Source organism: Methylomonas sp. Uni0009 (assembly GCF_054188105.3).
The window spans coordinates 2748129-2764196 of sequence record NZ_JBTAFN010000001.1 but is presented as its reverse complement, the minus strand read 5'-3'; the positions used below and the strand labels follow the sequence as shown (position 1 = coordinate 2764196).

The 16068-nt window shown below is 54.7% G+C and carries 13 protein-coding genes; 4 read left to right on the top strand and 9 right to left on the bottom strand.

Annotated features, from left to right (window positions below; genetic code table 11):
• Positions 1 to 50 precede the first annotated feature (50 nt).
• The 9 genes from ACWAU0_RS13010 to nikR form a co-directional block, all read right to left on the bottom strand.
• Entirely contained in the window at positions 51 to 380 is a 330-nt protein-coding gene (locus ACWAU0_RS13010) for a glycine zipper 2TM domain-containing protein (protein WP_458136919.1), read from the bottom strand.
• Positions 381 to 615: 235 nt separating this feature from the next.
• Positions 616 to 3075: a TonB-dependent receptor gene (locus ACWAU0_RS13005; RefSeq protein WP_458136918.1), complete on the bottom strand. Its 2460-nt coding sequence runs from the start codon at positions 3073 to 3075 to the stop codon at positions 616 to 618.
• A gap of 263 nt (positions 3076 to 3338) precedes the next feature.
• On the bottom strand, positions 3339 to 7301 hold the full coding sequence (locus tag ACWAU0_RS13000) for a cobaltochelatase subunit CobN (RefSeq protein ID WP_458136917.1): 3963 nt from the start codon (positions 7299 to 7301) through the stop codon (positions 3339 to 3341).
• Positions 7288 to 7623 (bottom strand): DUF2149 domain-containing protein, encoded by a 336-nt coding sequence (locus ACWAU0_RS12995; RefSeq protein ID WP_026147208.1) that lies wholly within the window; start codon positions 7621 to 7623, stop codon positions 7288 to 7290. Before ACWAU0_RS12995 ends, ACWAU0_RS13000 begins: the two co-directional genes overlap by 14 nt.
• On the bottom strand, positions 7601 to 8209 hold the full coding sequence (locus ACWAU0_RS12990) for a MotA/TolQ/ExbB proton channel family protein (protein ID WP_033155583.1): 609 nt from the start codon (positions 8207 to 8209) through the stop codon (positions 7601 to 7603). Before ACWAU0_RS12990 ends, ACWAU0_RS12995 begins: the two co-directional genes overlap by 23 nt.
• Positions 8210 to 8420: 211 nt before the next feature.
• Positions 8421 to 9527 (bottom strand): HupE/UreJ family protein, encoded by a 1107-nt coding sequence (locus ACWAU0_RS12985; protein WP_458136916.1) that lies wholly within the window; start codon positions 9525 to 9527, stop codon positions 8421 to 8423.
• Positions 9528 to 9537: 10 nt separating this feature from the next.
• Positions 9538 to 11742 (bottom strand): TonB-dependent receptor, encoded by a 2205-nt coding sequence (locus tag ACWAU0_RS12980; RefSeq protein WP_458136915.1) that lies wholly within the window; start codon positions 11740 to 11742, stop codon positions 9538 to 9540.
• Position 11743: 1 nt separating this feature from the next.
• Positions 11744 to 13180: a HupE/UreJ family protein gene (locus ACWAU0_RS12975; protein ID WP_458136914.1), complete on the bottom strand. Its 1437-nt coding sequence runs from the start codon at positions 13178 to 13180 to the stop codon at positions 11744 to 11746.
• A 165-nt stretch (positions 13181 to 13345) separates the two neighbouring features.
• Positions 13346 to 13813, bottom strand: a complete 468-nt coding sequence (gene nikR, locus ACWAU0_RS12970) for a nickel-responsive transcriptional regulator NikR (RefSeq protein WP_033155586.1) — start codon at positions 13811 to 13813, stop codon at positions 13346 to 13348.
• Positions 13814 to 13941: 128 nt separating this feature from the next.
• On the opposite strand from nikR, the gene ACWAU0_RS12965 reads away from it, so the two are divergent.
• Genes ACWAU0_RS12965 through ACWAU0_RS12950 form a run of 4 tightly spaced genes read left to right on the top strand, consistent with a single transcriptional unit; the run spans position 13942 to position 15973 of the window.
• Positions 13942 to 14520: a hypothetical protein gene (locus ACWAU0_RS12965; protein ID WP_205451035.1), complete on the top strand. Its 579-nt coding sequence runs from the start codon at positions 13942 to 13944 to the stop codon at positions 14518 to 14520.
• A gap of 11 nt (positions 14521 to 14531) precedes the next feature.
• Positions 14532 to 14951 (top strand): hypothetical protein, encoded by a 420-nt coding sequence (locus tag ACWAU0_RS12960; protein WP_033155796.1) that lies wholly within the window; start codon positions 14532 to 14534, stop codon positions 14949 to 14951.
• 9 nt (positions 14952 to 14960) lie between these two features.
• Positions 14961 to 15350 (top strand): copper resistance CopC family protein, encoded by a 390-nt coding sequence (locus ACWAU0_RS12955; RefSeq protein WP_033155588.1) that lies wholly within the window; start codon positions 14961 to 14963, stop codon positions 15348 to 15350.
• The gene (locus ACWAU0_RS12950) at positions 15347 to 15973 is read left to right on the top strand and encodes a hypothetical protein (protein ID WP_033155589.1); all 627 of its coding nucleotides are present in this window, start codon (positions 15347 to 15349) and stop codon (positions 15971 to 15973) included. Before ACWAU0_RS12955 ends, ACWAU0_RS12950 begins: the two co-directional genes overlap by 4 nt.
• Positions 15974 to 16068: the final 95 nt, after the last annotated feature.

The window sequence follows — 16068 nt, the reverse complement described above, 5'->3', positions numbered from 1 at the left end:
CATGAGTCATCCAAAAATTCAAAACCGGTTAATTGATTGGCGGTAGCTGATTAACGGCTCATACTGTTGCCGATCCAGGCGCCGGCGGCGGCACCGATGCCGGCTCCCAACGGGTCGCCTCTACTCATCTCGTAACCCGCCGCACTGCCTAACGCGCCGCCTACCAAGCCCTGAGTGGAGCGTTGGTCGTAACTGTTGTAGCGCGGTGCGGGCGGCGGTGCCGGGACGTACTGCGTAACCCTCCCCGGTACATACACCCGCTCGACCTCGACGTACCGGTCATGGTGGTGATGTTTGTGATGACCTCGTCCATGCCCATCTGCCATCGCTAACGGCGAAACCAACAGACTAATTACAACGACACTTGCCACTCTAAACATAAATCCCCTTTATCGAGAATAATTTATCTATGAGTTGATTCTAGAGAGCAATGTTTAAGTCTTGATTAGGAAAAGATTAAGAACAGATGAAGACAACAAAGTCGGCGCTTACATTGCCAATTTTTGTGAACTGTGCACGCTAAGCGAGGGCTATAAACTGCCAACAGCCATTACTCCGGATCTTCGCTTTGCGAATATCCGGAGCAGATTGCACCTGGAGCGACAGTCACACACATTAAAAGCTGTAAGACACTTCCCCATAAACGGTGCGGCCGGCTTGTTGATAAAAAGAGGAATATTCCCGATCCAACAGATTATTCACCGAAAACGACAGATCGATATTTTTCGTCGCTTGATAAGCAATACGGGTATCGACCAGAAAATAAGGGTCGTAACTGCCGGGGACGCCGGCCCTTTGATCCAGATTTTGGTCGTTCGTATACTGCTGGCTGACATAGCGCCCAATAATGCCACCGCTCCACTGCTCATATTTGACATCCAAGCCGCCACTGAACATGGTCTCCGGCAACAACACCATCTGCTTGCCAACCGACAGTGGATTCGCCTCGTTCTTGGTAATTATCGAGTCGTTTAAGGTGTAGGTTCCCGTAAAATGCAGCCAGTCCCAATACAATTTCTGCCTTAATTTGGCCTCCACGCCTTCAACCTCCGCTTCACCCGCATTTTGCCGCTCCTGAAGTCGATTGGTTGCGCTTAATGTCGTATCTTTGCGGTAAATCAAATCAGAAATGTAGTGATGAAAATAAGTCGCGGCAATCGTTGTACCCTCAATAGGGGTGGCCTCTCCACCAACTTCCCATGAATACATGGTTTCCGGTTTTAAATTCGGCCCGGCTTGCGTCAAGGTAAAAACACTGCCGCTAGCCGTTTGCGATGTCGAATACAAATCCGAGTTGGTGGGTGGACGGAATGCCCAACCGGTTGAAGCAAACAGCTTGTAGCCATCCGCCGGCAACCAGGTCAAACTAAATTTGGGATTGAATTGCGACACGGAACGTTCGCTGTAAGTTTGCGTCAGGTTAGTGGTGGTACCCGTGGAAGTGACGGTAGCCTTTTGTACGATGGAACCGGAAGTTGACCAGTCGTCGTAACGCACGCCAAGATGAGCAATCAAGTTTTTACGCAACCAAATTTCGTCCTGAATAAAGGCGGAGTAAATACTCGACTCGCCCTTGCCATCGTAAACAGTATTCGTCACTGAGGACCAATCTTGCCAATTACTCAAGGCCAAACGTTTTTGACCTTCTAAATTATTGTGGTTAGCACCAAAACCGACCGTGACAAAGTTACGTTGATCCCACAAAAACGGGAAGCGCAATGCCACGTTACCGTCAATCCGTTGGCTAGGCGTAACGGTTAGCTGGCCTCTACCGCCGCTTAAGGTATCGTCGAACGCCGCACTGTTTGGGCTAGGCGAATAAGTCTCGTGATCCATGTATTGAAAATCAACATTCAATTTCACGTCATGCCCAAAATCATGTTTCAGGTGGGCAAAATAGCGGCGAGTGTCTTCTACTGACGGCAAAAAATGCAGAAATTGCTGCTCGTAGACATTCAGTCGCTGCCCATTTAGATTAAGGTTGTTGCTTTGTGCCAGGCCGGCCACGCTGGCGACTGAATTGACAGTGGGGTTTCCGGTAGCGATTGCTATTGGCGAGCCTCCGGCAGTGGTCAAATAACTGTTAAACGTCCCTGCGCTGGTTTCGCTGCGGCTCCAGCTCATCCCGCCATCAATCTCGGTGCTATCAGTCAAATCGTAATATAGATGCAAGGAAGCGGTGTTCTGCTCCCAAGGGCGATCCCCTTTATCACCTATGATGTAGGTCGAGCCACCTTGGGTGGTTGCGGTCGGAATGGCACCGAATACCGGTGTCGAGGCGTTTCTTAACGCGGTAGCCGTGTTCGCTCTGACTACCGCATTCGGTATCGCTGTAGCCGATGGCGTAAAGCTGGCCGGCGAAGCCGTCACGTAATCCGACACCGCCCAGTTATCGCTATCCATGTGGTTGAAGGTCACGGAAATCCCCACGCCGTTTTCAAAACGATCCCGGTAACGGCCTTTGATGCCCCATTGATCAACAGCCGCGCCACCGGCACCAAAGGACAGAAGCCCTTCGCGCTTAGTGGGGACTTTGGAGATCACATTCAGTACACCGCCCATCGCGCCACTACCGTACAGCGCTGAAAAGGGTCCAGGGACATATTCCACTTGCTGAGCGTCGTCCATATTCAGAATGTTCCAATCGACGCTGCCATTATTGGGCAGATTCACCGGCAAGCCGTCAACCAGGAACAGTGATCGATTGGTACCACTGACACCATGAAATGCTGAGGAACTTAAGCTGGAGCCTGGCATACTCGTACCATAAGCACTACCCCGCAAATATATCCCCGGCACGTCCTTCAACGCATCACCAATCCGTTGGGTCAGGCGGTTTTCGGTATTTTCGGTGGTGATGACACTGACATTGGCCGGCGCCATCGATGCACTGATTTCCGAGCGCGTGGCGGTCACCACCATCGTGCCCAGCGACTCATCGTTGCTGGCCGGATTGTCGGTCTTAGCGGTTTCGGCTGGCCCCACGGCGCTTTGATCGCTATCTTCTGCCAGGATTTGATTGCTGTAAGCCAAATTGGCCAGGGCCAACAGCGTTATTACGTGTAAACGAGACAAAGTTGATTCCTCCGGTAATGCACCTTTAAAAAACGGCGCTTCATGGTCATGTTAGATTTATTTTTAATTCTTCTTACATCAAGAACAGGCCCCTACTTGAATTTCCCCCCTGAGGCGCCACGCTACTATTCATATCGAGCCTACGTGAGCCCCCTAAAATCCCTGTGGCCATCATCCCAACGAAAACGGGGATGATGGCTGCCGAATTTCCTGAGTTACCGCCCTCGCTGTAACAAGGAGGCCAGGGTTTTTCCAGCCAAGCGCTAGGCTTTGTCCTTCCGCTGTTCCCAACTGCCGTGCCAATAACCGGCAACAAACAACAGCAAGATCGCAAAACTCAACCACCAGCTCTGCGCCGAACTCAAGGTTTGTTGCTGTTCAGTGCTTTCGCTGGCGGCTTTTTTCTCTTCCATCTCATAACCTTCCAGAGGCTTGGCGGCATCCGGCGCGGCTTGTGCTTGAGCCTGCGGTTGCTGAGCGGCTGGCGGCTGTTGAGATTGAGTAGGCTGCGGTGGCGTTTGAGCCGCTACGGGTGCCGGTGGCTGCGCTTGCGCACCGGGCGCGGCGGCTTTGGCGGCTTTGGCGGCTTTGGCCGCATCCTGTTGCTCGGCCAGCTTGGTGATCTCCGGGCTGCTGCAGGTGTCCTTGTTGCAGGCCACGCCGGCCTTGGCGATGACTTCCCGGTTAACCTGCTCCAGCTTGGCTTTCACCGCCGGATCGGCCTGCCAATAACCTTTGTTGATCGCTACCAGCATCCGATCCACCATGGCCTGATAAGCCAGCAAGTTGTCGGCTTGCTCGAACTTTTTCTGGATGTCGAGCTGGTATTTGTCCTCGACATAGGTCTCGTACATGGCTTGCCATTTTTCGGCGCCAACCGCTTCCGGCACCGTCACCTGCCAGCCCCACAGGTTTTCCGCGACCATATTGATGAAGCGGGCGCCGGCGTAACCTTCCTTCAACATCGACTCTATCCACTTCGGGTTCAGGTAGCGACTCTGCATCTCCCGCCCCTGATAACGCTCCAAACTCATGGTCTTGGCCGCAGTTGGGTCAGCCAGATCGGCGACCAACACTTCCGGGGTTTTGCCGTTCACTTGCCTTGCCGCCATCGCGGTACCGCCCAGATATTGGAAGAAGTCGTCACCGTCCAGTGTGGCGTAGACGTTGCTGGAGCGGCTGTGGATCACCGCATCGGTATCCTTCAACGACAATTTGAACAAGTCCACCGCCAGCGTCGCGTCCTTGCTGGCTGCTTCGCCCCAATGACCGCGGCCGTAGACGTGGTGCATGCGGTTAAAGAACACGTCGGCCAGTTGCTTTTCGTCGGTCCAGGTATTGGACAACGGAATCGCTCGGTCCAGATTGGTGCCGTAAGCGCCGGACGGCACGCTGAACAAGCGGGCCGAGGCCATGTCTAGCGCTTCCTCCGGCTTCAAGCCGCGCTTGACCAATTCGGCCTGGGTTTCCTGGATATGCCGGCGTAACGGATTATCCGGCTCGTCCTGGGCTTGGGCGGCGGTTTCGGCTTGATCCAGTAGTTTGATCACCGAGGCAAACAAATCCCGGTACAAGCCGGACGGGATGATGGTGACATCGACGCGAGGCCGGCCCAGTTTGTCGCGAGCAATCACGTCCACGCCCTGGGTACGGCCGCGTTCGTCCCAGTGCGGTTTGACGCCGAGAAGATGCATGATTTCGGCTTCCATCACGCCTTCATGGCGCGAGCTTTCCACGCCCCACAAATTGAACACCAAGCGCTCGGGATAGTGGCCGTGCTGCTTTTTAAAGTCGGCGACCACTTGCTCGGCTAGCCGCGCGCCTTCGTTGTAAACCGCTTCGCTGGGAATCCGCGACGGATCGAAACCGTACAAATCCTTACCGGTCGGCAAGGCGTCCGGGTTGCGCAACGGGTCGCCGCCACTGCCAGCGGGGATGTAGCGGCCGGCCAGCGCATCCATCAGCGCGTTCATTTCGGCGTTGGCGCTATCGGCAATCAGTTTGGCGGTAGCCTGGATTTTTTGCTTTAAAGCCTCGCCTTTCAATTTCGGATCGCGGGCGACGATGGCTTCGGCGAAACGCTGCCTGGCCGCTTCGTCCGGCGCTTTGCCAAAAGTATGCAAACCCATCGGCACTTTCTTTTCGCGGATTTCCTTTAAATAATGCTCCAGTTCTTCCAGTTGCTCCTCGTCTTCGGCTCGCTCCATTTTCAGGTCCTTCAACAAGCCGGCCTTGGCGGCGATTTGATTGATCTCGTCCAAACGAATCTTCGCCAGTTGCTCGCTTTTTTGCGCAGCGACATTGTAGTCGTCCAATAAGCCGGCCAGTTTGGCCAGCTCCGGATTCAAGTCGGCCTTGTCCAGCGGCGGCGTCATATGCGAAATGATGGTGGCCATCGCTCGGCGCTTGGCCTGCAAAGCTTCGCCGACGTCGTCCATGATGTAGGGGTAAATTTGCGGCACGTCGGCCATCAAAATTTCGCCGGGATCGGCGGCGGTGAATCCGACTTCCTTGCCGGACAGCCATTCGTGGGTGGCGTGAGTGCCCAGGTGGATCATCGCGTCGGCGCGGTAGCCTTTTTGCAACCACAGATAAAACGCTACGTATTGATGGTGCGGCGGCATGGTCACGTCGTGATACAGCTTTTTGACGTCCTGCTCCCAGCCGCGCGACGGTTGCGGTGCCAGCAGCAAGTTGCCGTATTGCAGCGCAGGCAGGATCAAAAAGTGTTTACCTTTAGTATCGGTCCAGGCGCCGATTTTGCTGTCTTCCGGTTTGCCCCAAGACTTGAGCATGGCGGCTTTAAAGGTTTCCGGCAACGTGGCGAACCATTTTTGGTAATCTTCGATCGGCAACAACACCGCGCGGCCGCTGGCGGCGGCTTCGGCAATCGCGCCCGGCTCCCAGTTACCCAGATTGATACCGTGGTTCTTCACGGCGGCTTTCAAGGCTGCGCCGTCTGTCGGCGCATCACCCAATTGGTAACCTTCCTGACGCATGCGCTGCATGATGTTCAACAGCGATTCAGGCAGCACGTTCAAATACGAGGCGCCGATGTTTTCCTTGCCGGGCGGGTAGTTGTAATACAGCAGCGCGACTTTTTTGTCGGCGTTGGCGGTATGCCGCAACTTCGCCCATTTATCCAGGCGGTCGGCATAACGGGAGATGCGTTCCGGAATCGGCGTTTCCCGGACGAAATCCTGGCCGGTGGCTTTATCGTGCACGCTTTCTTTGCTGGCGACTACGGTCGGGGCGATTTCGCCGGCAAATTCCGGCAAGGCCACTTGCCAAGCCCGTTCCATCACATCCAGGCCGGTGGCCGATTCGGTCCATTGCGCCTGGCTTTGGCTGTTCAAGGCGATGCCGTTCAATACCGGCACGCCCAAGCGGGTCAAGGTCGGCACGGTTTTGTCCGGGCTGGCACCGATTTTAAGAGCCAACGCGGCGATGGCTTCGACGCGGGATTTGCCGTTGCCGTCGACCAGCATTTTTTCCAGGGTTTTGTCGTAGGGATAACCGAACGCCGGCAACACGTTGTAGCCCTTGGCCTCCAGATTTTCGGCAAGAGTTTTTACCGTATCGGTCTGGCCGGACAGCGCCGAGGAACGGTAAAACAAAATGGCTATCCACGGTTGGCCTGCTTTGAAACCCGCGTAAGCTTTTTGATAGCTGTCGAAATCGGCAAACAGCTTATTACTGCGCACATCGAAGGCGCCGATCTCCGGTTGGGCTTGCGGCGGCGCAATGTCGGCCTGGACGTTTTTGAATTTGGCCAAGGCCAGCCGGATCATATTGGCGGCATTGTCGGCGCCGCCGGCCGACATATAGGCTTGCAGGTCCTTATCCAGTTGCAGGCCGTAATCGGCGAAATCGGCGTCGTAACTCAAACCCACCGCGTACAGCTTGCCGCCATGCGCGGCGATCTGTTTAAACACCTCGCCGCCCTCGCGCAGAATGCCGCGGCCGGTGATTTGCGCCAGCACCAGATTGGATTGTTGCAATTCGGCCTGATCGGCTTGCGCCAATTTGGAGCTGGAATACACCCGCAACTTGACGCCTTGCAACAGCGGATCATTTTGCAGTTTAGCGGTGGCGGCGACAGCGGTTTGTGAGTCCAGATCGCCGAGAATCAGGCTAAGGTTGAGCGGCGTTTCGGCGAAAGCGCTGCTTGCGGCCAGCCATAGCAGCAGAGCCGGCAGCCAAAGCCAGCACTTATTCCGGTACATAAACCACCTTACCGTCGTTCAAGCGGTACGCAGTACCTAATCGTTCGCCGGAACCGCTAAGTTTGCGGTCGGTGACTTTGGACACTTTGATTTGCGAGCCTTTCTTGCTGACGATTTCCATGGTGCCGTCGGCGTTTTCCTTGGTCATCGTCACGGTGGATTCCGGATTCATCAAATCCAGCATGTTGTAGGCCATGAATAAGGCCACCATCATGCTGACGATGAACACCACGCTGGCGTCGAACAGATTGGCGACGCCGGCAATCGGATCTTCCAGCGGCTCGCTGTTACGATGCAGACTAGAGCGTCTCAGATAGCGCATGGCCGTCCTCCTCGATTGTCAAATCCGGCGCGTCCAGAGTCCGGCTGGCGGCCAGCTCGGCTTGATGGCGCATAGCCGCGAAATCGGCGCGCAGCCATTGCTCGCGCACCAAAGCCACCAGATAGGTGATCACGCCGCAGCCCAAGCCGGTGACGGTGGCGGTAAACGCAGTGACCATGCTGCCAGCCATGCTGGGAATGTTGCCTTGCGCCAAGGCCGCCAGCGAAATCCCCATCGGAATCAAAGTACCCATCAAGCCCAGCGCTGGCCCCAATTTAATGACGAAACGCACCTGATCCAGTTTGATTAATTGCCGATGTTCGTGGGTTTGCAACAGCAACTCCAATTCCACATCCAGCGGCGCGGCATTGGCGCGTTGCTGGCGCCCCAGCGCGACGGCCAGATCGAGATTAAATAAGCGCACGGTACGCGATCCGGCCTGGCGCCGCTCGAGCCATTCCTGGGCCAGACGACCACAGGTGTAGATCGAATACGCTGCCAGCAAGGTGACGATCAGCAATACCGGCAAGTAGAGCGACGACGAGATCATGTAAAGAATTTGTTCTAGCGTATGGGTGAGTTCCACGGCCTTCCTCCTCTATAAAATTGTTGTTGTTTTATTAAAAAATCTATTTTTCTCAAGCACTTACCCAAAGCCCCATCACCGGTTTACCCAAACGACAGGCAATAGCAATCCGTGGCTCTTATGAACCGTTTTTTTGATAAGGATTGATCAGGCCAGCGGGAGCCGGCCTTGTGCCAGTTATTGCGGGTTAGCCTCCCGCCTTGGGCTTTCTTTACAGCATGGTTCTCTCCACCAACCAGAATGCGCCCATCAAACTGACCGCAATCGAACCGGCTTTCAAAAACTTCTCGGCCGTCTCTATCTTATTATTTAGCCACCAGATCATCGGCAACACGATAGCCGCGACGGCGATTTGCCCGGTTTCTATGCCCAAGTTGAACGACAATAAGGGCAACAAAATCCCGGTATCGCCGGACGAAATATCCATTTCCTGCAAAACCCCGGCAAACCCAAAACCGTGGATCAAGCCAAATCCGAAAGTCAGCCAATGCCGCCCTTTGGGATGGTCGCCGCGGATGATGTTTTCCATACCCACGTAGATAATCGTCGCGGCAATGAACGGCTCGACGAAACTACTCGGCAGTTCAATCAGGTTCAGCCCGGCGCAAGCCAGCGTGATGGAATGGGCGACGGTAAAAAACGTGATGATTTTCAAGGCCGGCCAAAAGCTGTGAGTGACCGCCAACAGTGCGAACAAAAACAGCAAATGATCGTAACCGGTGAGAATATGCTCGATACCCAGCTTAAAAAAATCGCCGAACGCCGCAAACGGAGCTTGGGGGGACTCCGCGGCCACGGCGTTGGCGATTGGTAAACTGATCTGATCGTCGTGTTTGCCCAGCATTTTTTCGCTGAGCGCTTTGCCGTTGGCGTCCCTGACCGTCAAATACTGCTGATGGCCGTCGGGCAGCAAAGCCAAAAACTTCGACTGTACCAACAAAGCGGTTTGCACAGCTCCCGGATAGTGCAGTTCCACCCGCGCATTATTTTGATCGTCAAAGCTGACCTGTCCTGGTTCGCTGGGCAGAGCATCATGGCTATCGATATTCACGCGCAGTTGCTCGGCCAATAGTTTGGCAATAGCCGGCTTGGCCGCTTCGCGCTCGGCTTCGGTCACCTCCGCGTCCAAATCGGCATCCATCGGCGCAAAGGCTTCGATGTCTTGTAAGGCAAAAGTCACCTTGGCATCGAGTTGCGCGGGGTTGATCGTTACATCCAGCGAACTTAGACCGGGTGGATGCGCATAAACCCCGGCGGATTGCAGCGTTAACAACACTGCAATCAAGCTGATAGCCCAGTGGGTTGAAGCAAATTTCATCAGGCTATCCTTAAAAATTGACCGTGATGGTGCCACGCACCATACGTGGCTCGACCGGATGTTTCATCAGGCCGGCGCCAGAAACGCCGTTTGGATAGTTATATTCATAGTTGTAGGCAATATCGTTGCTTTGTGAACCGAGAATATTGAAGATGTCGACCTCGAATTTGTATTGCTTTTGCTTATAACCCGCACCCAAGTTGACGATGTTGGTATCGCCGGCCCAAACCGCGCCGGATTCATCCAGCGGCACGCTGCCGAAGTGGCGGAAACGCAAGGTGCCGAACAGACCGTTGGGGGCTTCGATCAGGGCACCGGCACTAATGACCCGGCCCACGGAATTGGGGATGTACTTATTGGTCGCACCATCCGGTGCTTTGTTGAATTGCGCCGTGGTCAAGGCATAGTCGGCATCCAGCGTCAGCCATTCGGTGGGTTTGTAGTAATTGGTAAACTCGATACCGTAGCGTTGCGATTTACCATTCACTTCGGTCGTTCCGGCATCGCCGACGAACACCAGCTCCTCACTGGATTGCAACCACCACAAGGCAAAGGTGCTGTTCAAACCGGGGATGATATTGGTACGCGCGCCCACTTCGCCGCCGCGCGACCAGGCCGCCGGGCGGATGCGCGGACTAACCGCATTGCCATCGGGGTCAAACTCGGTGCCGGTGACCGGATGCACTTGCAGCGTGGTGCCGCGCGCATCGTTGGAGTGATAGCCGTAACCGATATTCGCGAAGTATTCGGTGTTGTACCAGGGACCGACCACCAGACTCAATTTCGGACTGATCATGGCTTTGCCGCGGCTGCCGGAGTTGGCGGCGTTGGTCTCGGCTGTGCCGCTGCCGCTGGCCAGCACTTCGACGTCATTGTTGATGAAATCGCCGCGCAAGCCGGCGATAGTGCGGACTTTATCGTGCCAATGGGTGGTGTTTTTGAAATAGGTACCCACGGTAGTCACCCCGACATTGCTCTTGCTGACGGTATTGACGATCTGCCGGGCTGTGGTTTCGTATAGACCTAAGTCCATGATCTGGTCATTACGAAATTGCAGACCAATGCTATTGTCCATTTCAAACCCGAACAGCTTGTTATAGCGGGTGTGTTCGAAATGGCCGCCGGTTTGCACGCGGCGTTCGGTTTGTAAAATCTGGTCACCGCCGTCGCCGCGGGTAAAGCCGCTGAAATTGGAGAACAAATTCAAATCGGTGTAGACCGCGTAGATATTCGCGTCGTTTTTCCAGTTGCCGCCCTGGTTCCAGAAGCTGGCCGAAGCGCTATAACGGTTGCTCTCGCCGCCGTCAGTCGGGTCCATGCTGCCGTACAGACCGATGGCACCGCTATCAATGGCCGCCTGCGGAATCTGATTGGTAGCGGTCCAGCTATTGGTGTAAGCCTTGCCGTTAATTGCCATCCCCCAATCGCCGCGATCCAGCGTGTAACGCAACTGGCCGTTGAATTTTTTCGAATCTTCCGGCACTTCCCAGACGCCGTTGTAGAGATTGAATTCGCCGGCATACAGCAAATCGCCGTCGCCAACTTTGCTGGAATTGGCCACCAGCGTTCGGTAGTAATCAAACGAACCAGCGGTAAATTTGGCGATGCCTTTATCCAACTTGTCCATACTGAACATTTTGGCGTAACCGGCGGCCGAGAAGTCCCCCACTTCCGCGTAATACGGGCCCTTGCCGTATTCCACTTTTTTCACCAACTCGGGAATGATGCTGTTGATGTCCATGTAACCTTGACCGTGGGCGTGGGTAGTCATGTTCATCGGGATGCCGTCGACATAAGTCGTGAAATCGGTACCGTGGTCCAGGTTAAAGCCGCGCAGGAAGTATTGGTTGGCCTTGCCGGAGCCGCTATGCTGGGTGGCGACGGCACCCGGCACCACTTCGACCAATTCGCCGTTACGCGAGAACGGCCGGTATTCGAATTGCTTCTGGCTGACTTCGCCTTGCGAGGCCGACGGCGCAATACCGATCAGATTCTTGCCGCGGCCGTCTTCTTCCACTTGCACCGCTTCCAGTTCTTCTGACTTAGCGGTTTTGACTTTCTTTGTGCTCTGTTGCGAGGTCTCTTGCGCCGTTTGTTCGACAGATTCCGCGTCGGCATTTGGTGCGGCGTTCAGATCCGCACAGGCCAGACCTAAAATAATTTCCAGGCCGATGACCAGGTGCTTCTTTTTGAAATAGGTATTGCAGGATTTCATCTCAGCTCCGGGAGGTATTTAGTAAAGGCGATGGGTGACGCGAAGCGCCGGCAGGGTGTTGCATAAGGTCTTCCTCGATGTGCGTTATTGTTTTAGTTGTTATTGTTTTTGGGGTATTGCCAGGACCGAAATCGGTCGAATTTTCTAAACCGCGCGCTATAAGCCGTTGAACACAGACAGCGCGAGAATGAAACGGGAGGGATAAACGTGCCGCGCAAAGCGCTGGCTCGGGGAGCGAAAACTGCTTGCTGGAAACCGCAGCCGCTAAAGCGTCTGGCTGTAATTCGTTTAATGATTGGGTAGAAAACTCGCCGGGGAGAGTGCTGGCGAAAGTCGGTTGAAGACGGGGAGCTTCAACTGTGGAAACCGGGGACTTGCGAAGAGTAAAAGAGGTGCTTACAACAAAGACATTCGGATAGGCAGGCGGCGATGTGCGACCGACGCCACTGCTGCGCAATTGCGTACCCGGCGTATGATTGATGTCTGGAAACAATTGCCTGAAGTGTAAGTTGCCCAGTGCTGCCAGACCATCGAAATCGACGATAGCCTTGAATAGCACCGACAGATTCTGCAGATAAGCGCTCAGTGAAGCACTAGGCCCAAGGGTTTGACCGTCCGTAGCGCACGCCTTTATCGCCGAATATCCGGCCGGACTACCCAACGCTTGACCGCCCGAAACCGCATCATCCAGCCCCATCGTAGCTAATTGCCGCTCACAAACAGACCGCTCGGCCAACGCTTCGGTATTGAATAAGTCCGTCCAGTTGCTCAACGCTGTTGAACTGGTACTCTGATTTAGCGTTGTAATGTTGCCGGTGTCGCTGACCATGGTGTCAGCGGCTTTGGCCAACGCCGCTTGCGAGAATAACAAAGTCAGCAAGCAGGTAGCGGTCAACACCACCAACTTAGCGACCAGTATCCCGGCGCCGTGCAGCAACAGCGTCGCCAGCATAAAGCCCAGTGTGTAAGACAACAAACTAGCCGATGTGGAAATTTCCTGGCCGTGGGCAAAGCCGTGGAAAAACGCGAAAAAGGCGACGATAAAGACGTTGACCTTAGCGCTGAAACGAATCTTGCGGGTAATCAGCACGGCAAACACCGCGCAGGACAATAGGATGATGCCTTCGACGCTGGGAATCGTCAGTCCTGCGGCGCCGGCCAATCCGCCCAAGCTCATCACGCCGACAAAGGCCAACGGCAACATCCAGATCGCTTGACCGCGTAATTGCGCAGCCCAGACCCCCACCGCCAACATGGTCAGCAGGTGATCCCAGCCCCCCAAGGGATGACTGAAACCATTGTTCCAACCGATATTGTCCAAACCGCCAAAAATATTGAGCAACGAAAATAACAACCCAAACGCCAAAGCCAGGCACGACGCGAGCCGTAAACGGCTGCGGGCTGACTCTGTTAGCTTGGTTTGAAACTGAAATTGCATGAGATTTATCTGGGTTTATCGGTCTTAAAGCTCGATCTATGCGCCATGTAGGACAAAACGGAAAACCATCATACGATAGAAGTCACATTTTTTAAAATTATGAAGATTTAACAAAATATCTTATTATCTTCGCCAATAAACTGCTCGTGCCGCTAACTCGGGCCTTCAAGTACGCGGATGAAAGTGGCTGTGAGTATGATCGTGGTGACCATGCTGGTGATGCGACATTGCCATTTTCACCGGCACCAAGTTTAGCGATGCGTGGCGCACCCCGGTTTCGGCGGACATTTTGTCTGCCAGCGACCGAATTCGTTGAGTCATGCCGCGCAGGAACAAGGTTTCCATGCAGTCGTCGTGATCGAGATGAACATGCATGGACGACACGACCAGGTCATGGGCGTCGTGTTGCAGGCTGGTTAGGCGTTCGGCTAAATTGCGTTCGTGATGATTGTAGACATAGGACAGCGTGGCGATGCTGTAGATGGCTTCATCCTTGCTTAGGCGCTTGGTTTCGATTTCCTTGCGCAATAAATCGCGTACGGCTTCGGAACGGTTGGAGTAGCCGCGCGCTGCAATCCATTGATCGAATTCGGCGGCCAAATCGTCGTTGAGAGAGATGGTAAAACGTTCCAAAGTCGGCTCCTGTCGTTATTGTTATGGGATCGCCGATTATAACGCAAAGCCCTGATTCGCTGGCGTTTACGCCGATATAGATACCCGCCGCACTGCCGGCGCGATTAAAACAACAAGAGGCATTTTTCATGTCCACCGGACATTACATACACGACAACTTCAGCAAACTCGTCATTCGCAGCCAAGTCGGTATTGCCTTAACACTGCTGTTGATATTAACGGCGTCAGACTTTTGGTATCCGAGCGAGTATAGCCTGAAGGCCGGCGTGCATGGCGTGAGCGCTATCCTCGCTGTCGTGGTCGGCACCTATCTTACCCATCGCGCCATTCCGTTGATAAAAGGCATGCACGTCAGACTTGAATCGTTGCGCCACTGGCTGCTGGCCGCCACCCTGCTAAATCTGGCCGGCGCGATTAGCGGCAACTGGATCTATATGCGCTACCGCGGACAGGACGGTCCGCGCGACTGGATATTGGCTCATGTGCCGGCAATTCATAACGTGCTGATGGAATTCAAGGAATTCGTCTCGCTATTCCCGTTTCCGCTGATGCTATTGGCAACCGCGACACTGTACTACTACGGCCTATCGATCCAAATGCGCCGCGACCTGACCCGCTTCGTCGGCATCACAATCCTGGTGTCATGGAGTTTTCTGATGATCGGCTTCGTGGTTGGCTTGGTACTGGCCAAACTGCGCTTTGTTTGACGGTGACCCGCGTGATACATAATCAAAACCAAACCGATTCCAATAACGAGCCCCTCTATTCCGGGCCGGTGGTAGCGGCCAGCCTAGCCCTATTATTGGCATTTTTGACCTTGATGGTCAGCCACCATATTTCGCGATTGTCGCCCGGCCTGGACAAGTTAGTGCATAGCTTCGGCTATTGGATTCCGGGTTCGCAAGGCAAGGGTCCGGACGGCAGCATAGGCTCGTATACGGGCAAGGAAACCCTGGCTATCGGCGTCTGGTTATTAAGTTGGCTGGCATTTCATTTGCTCTGGCGCAAACAGGATTTGGATCTGACGACCTGGACCCGGGTTTTCGTCATTAGTCTGGCGGCGATAACCTTGGGCTTCTTTCACCCCTTATCCGATCCGCTGGTACTGTTCATCGCCGGTTTCTTCGGCCTGCCCTAAGGAAACTCCATGCGTAAGCTTTTAAATCCATTCATCCCGGTGTTGCTGGCATTGGCCAGCCCAATTAGCCTTGCCGAAGGCGTGCTGTTAAAGTCCGACCCCAAAAATAACGCCGAAGTGACCGGTTTCGACGGCACGGTGAAATTCTGGTTCAGTGGTAACGTCGGCGAGCGTTCACCTTCGGTCGTCGTCGTCGATGCCCAAGGCAAGCGGGTGGACAACGGCGATGCCCGCCTAGTCCTCGGCGAACGCCATCGGCTAACCGCCACCACCCAAACATTGCCGCCCGGCGATTACGCCACCCGCTACCGGGTGATTACCGAAGACGGGCTAATCGTCAGCGGGGTTTCCAAATTTTCCATCGTCGCCGAATCGGCGCCCGGGGAGGCCAAACCATGATTCGTATCAGCCGACTTTCCGCTGCTTTATTGTTGTTCACGACCGGCTTGCAACTGGCTATGGCATCGGTGCCGCTGGGCGGTAACCGCAAAGGCGCCAACGGCAGCTACGATCTTTACGGTTGCATGCTGACCAATGACTATTACGTGGTCAATTTTGCCGCCTACCAGATCGATCCTAATCGTGCCAAGGACGACAAATCCGTACCTCAGGCCGAATGCGTCGATCTGCCGCACGTCGGCAAAACTCAGATTGCTATCGATTTGCTGGATCTGGATGTACGCAAGAAGCCGGTGGCATTGAAAATACTACGCGAAGACGGCCAATCCATAGCCGAATTACCGATGGCCGTGGTTAAGCAAGGCGTATTGACGACGACAGTGGATTTTAAAACGCCGGGTAAATACCAAGCCGTGCTGTTCGTCAAGGACGACGACTTGCATACGCCACCGGAGATCAGCGCGCTTCACATGCCGCTGACCGTTGGCTTGCTTGTGGAACCAACGGCCACTAGCGGCAATAGCCTATGGATTTTGGTGGGGTTGCTGGGCGGATTGATAGCACTGGCGGCCTACTTAGTGCCGCGCTGGCTAAAGCCCAATCCAGCTCATACACCGCGTTAACCCCGATTTCGTCGCTCCGACCACAACGGGCCTGCCTGCCGTAACCACATGCTAGGGGCCGAACGAAAAGATGCCGGCGCGCCGCGTATGTCGCG

What these genes read in the sequence shown, in the direction of transcription:
- ACWAU0_RS12965 (WP_205451035.1), top strand. Translation starts at nt 13,942, where the DNA reads ATGTCCACCGGACATTACATACACGACAACTTCAGCAAACTCGTCATT.
- ACWAU0_RS12985 (WP_458136916.1), bottom strand. Translation starts at nt 9,527, where the DNA reads ATGAAATTTGCTTCAACCCACTGGGCTATCAGCTTGATTGCAGTGTTG.
- ACWAU0_RS12950 (WP_033155589.1), top strand. Translation starts at nt 15,347, where the DNA reads ATGATTCGTATCAGCCGACTTTCCGCTGCTTTATTGTTGTTCACGACC.
- ACWAU0_RS12995 (WP_026147208.1), bottom strand. Translation starts at nt 7,623, where the DNA reads ATGCGCTATCTGAGACGCTCTAGTCTGCATCGTAACAGCGAGCCGCTG.
- ACWAU0_RS12975 (WP_458136914.1), bottom strand. Translation starts at nt 13,180, where the DNA reads ATGCAATTTCAGTTTCAAACCAAGCTAACAGAGTCAGCCCGCAGCCGT.
- ACWAU0_RS13010 (WP_458136919.1), bottom strand. Translation starts at nt 380, where the DNA reads ATGTTTAGAGTGGCAAGTGTCGTTGTAATTAGTCTGTTGGTTTCGCCG.
- ACWAU0_RS13000 (WP_458136917.1), bottom strand. Translation starts at nt 7,301, where the DNA reads ATGTACCGGAATAAGTGCTGGCTTTGGCTGCCGGCTCTGCTGCTATGG.
- ACWAU0_RS12980 (WP_458136915.1), bottom strand. Translation starts at nt 11,742, where the DNA reads ATGAAATCCTGCAATACCTATTTCAAAAAGAAGCACCTGGTCATCGGC.
- ACWAU0_RS12955 (WP_033155588.1), top strand. Translation starts at nt 14,961, where the DNA reads ATGCGTAAGCTTTTAAATCCATTCATCCCGGTGTTGCTGGCATTGGCC.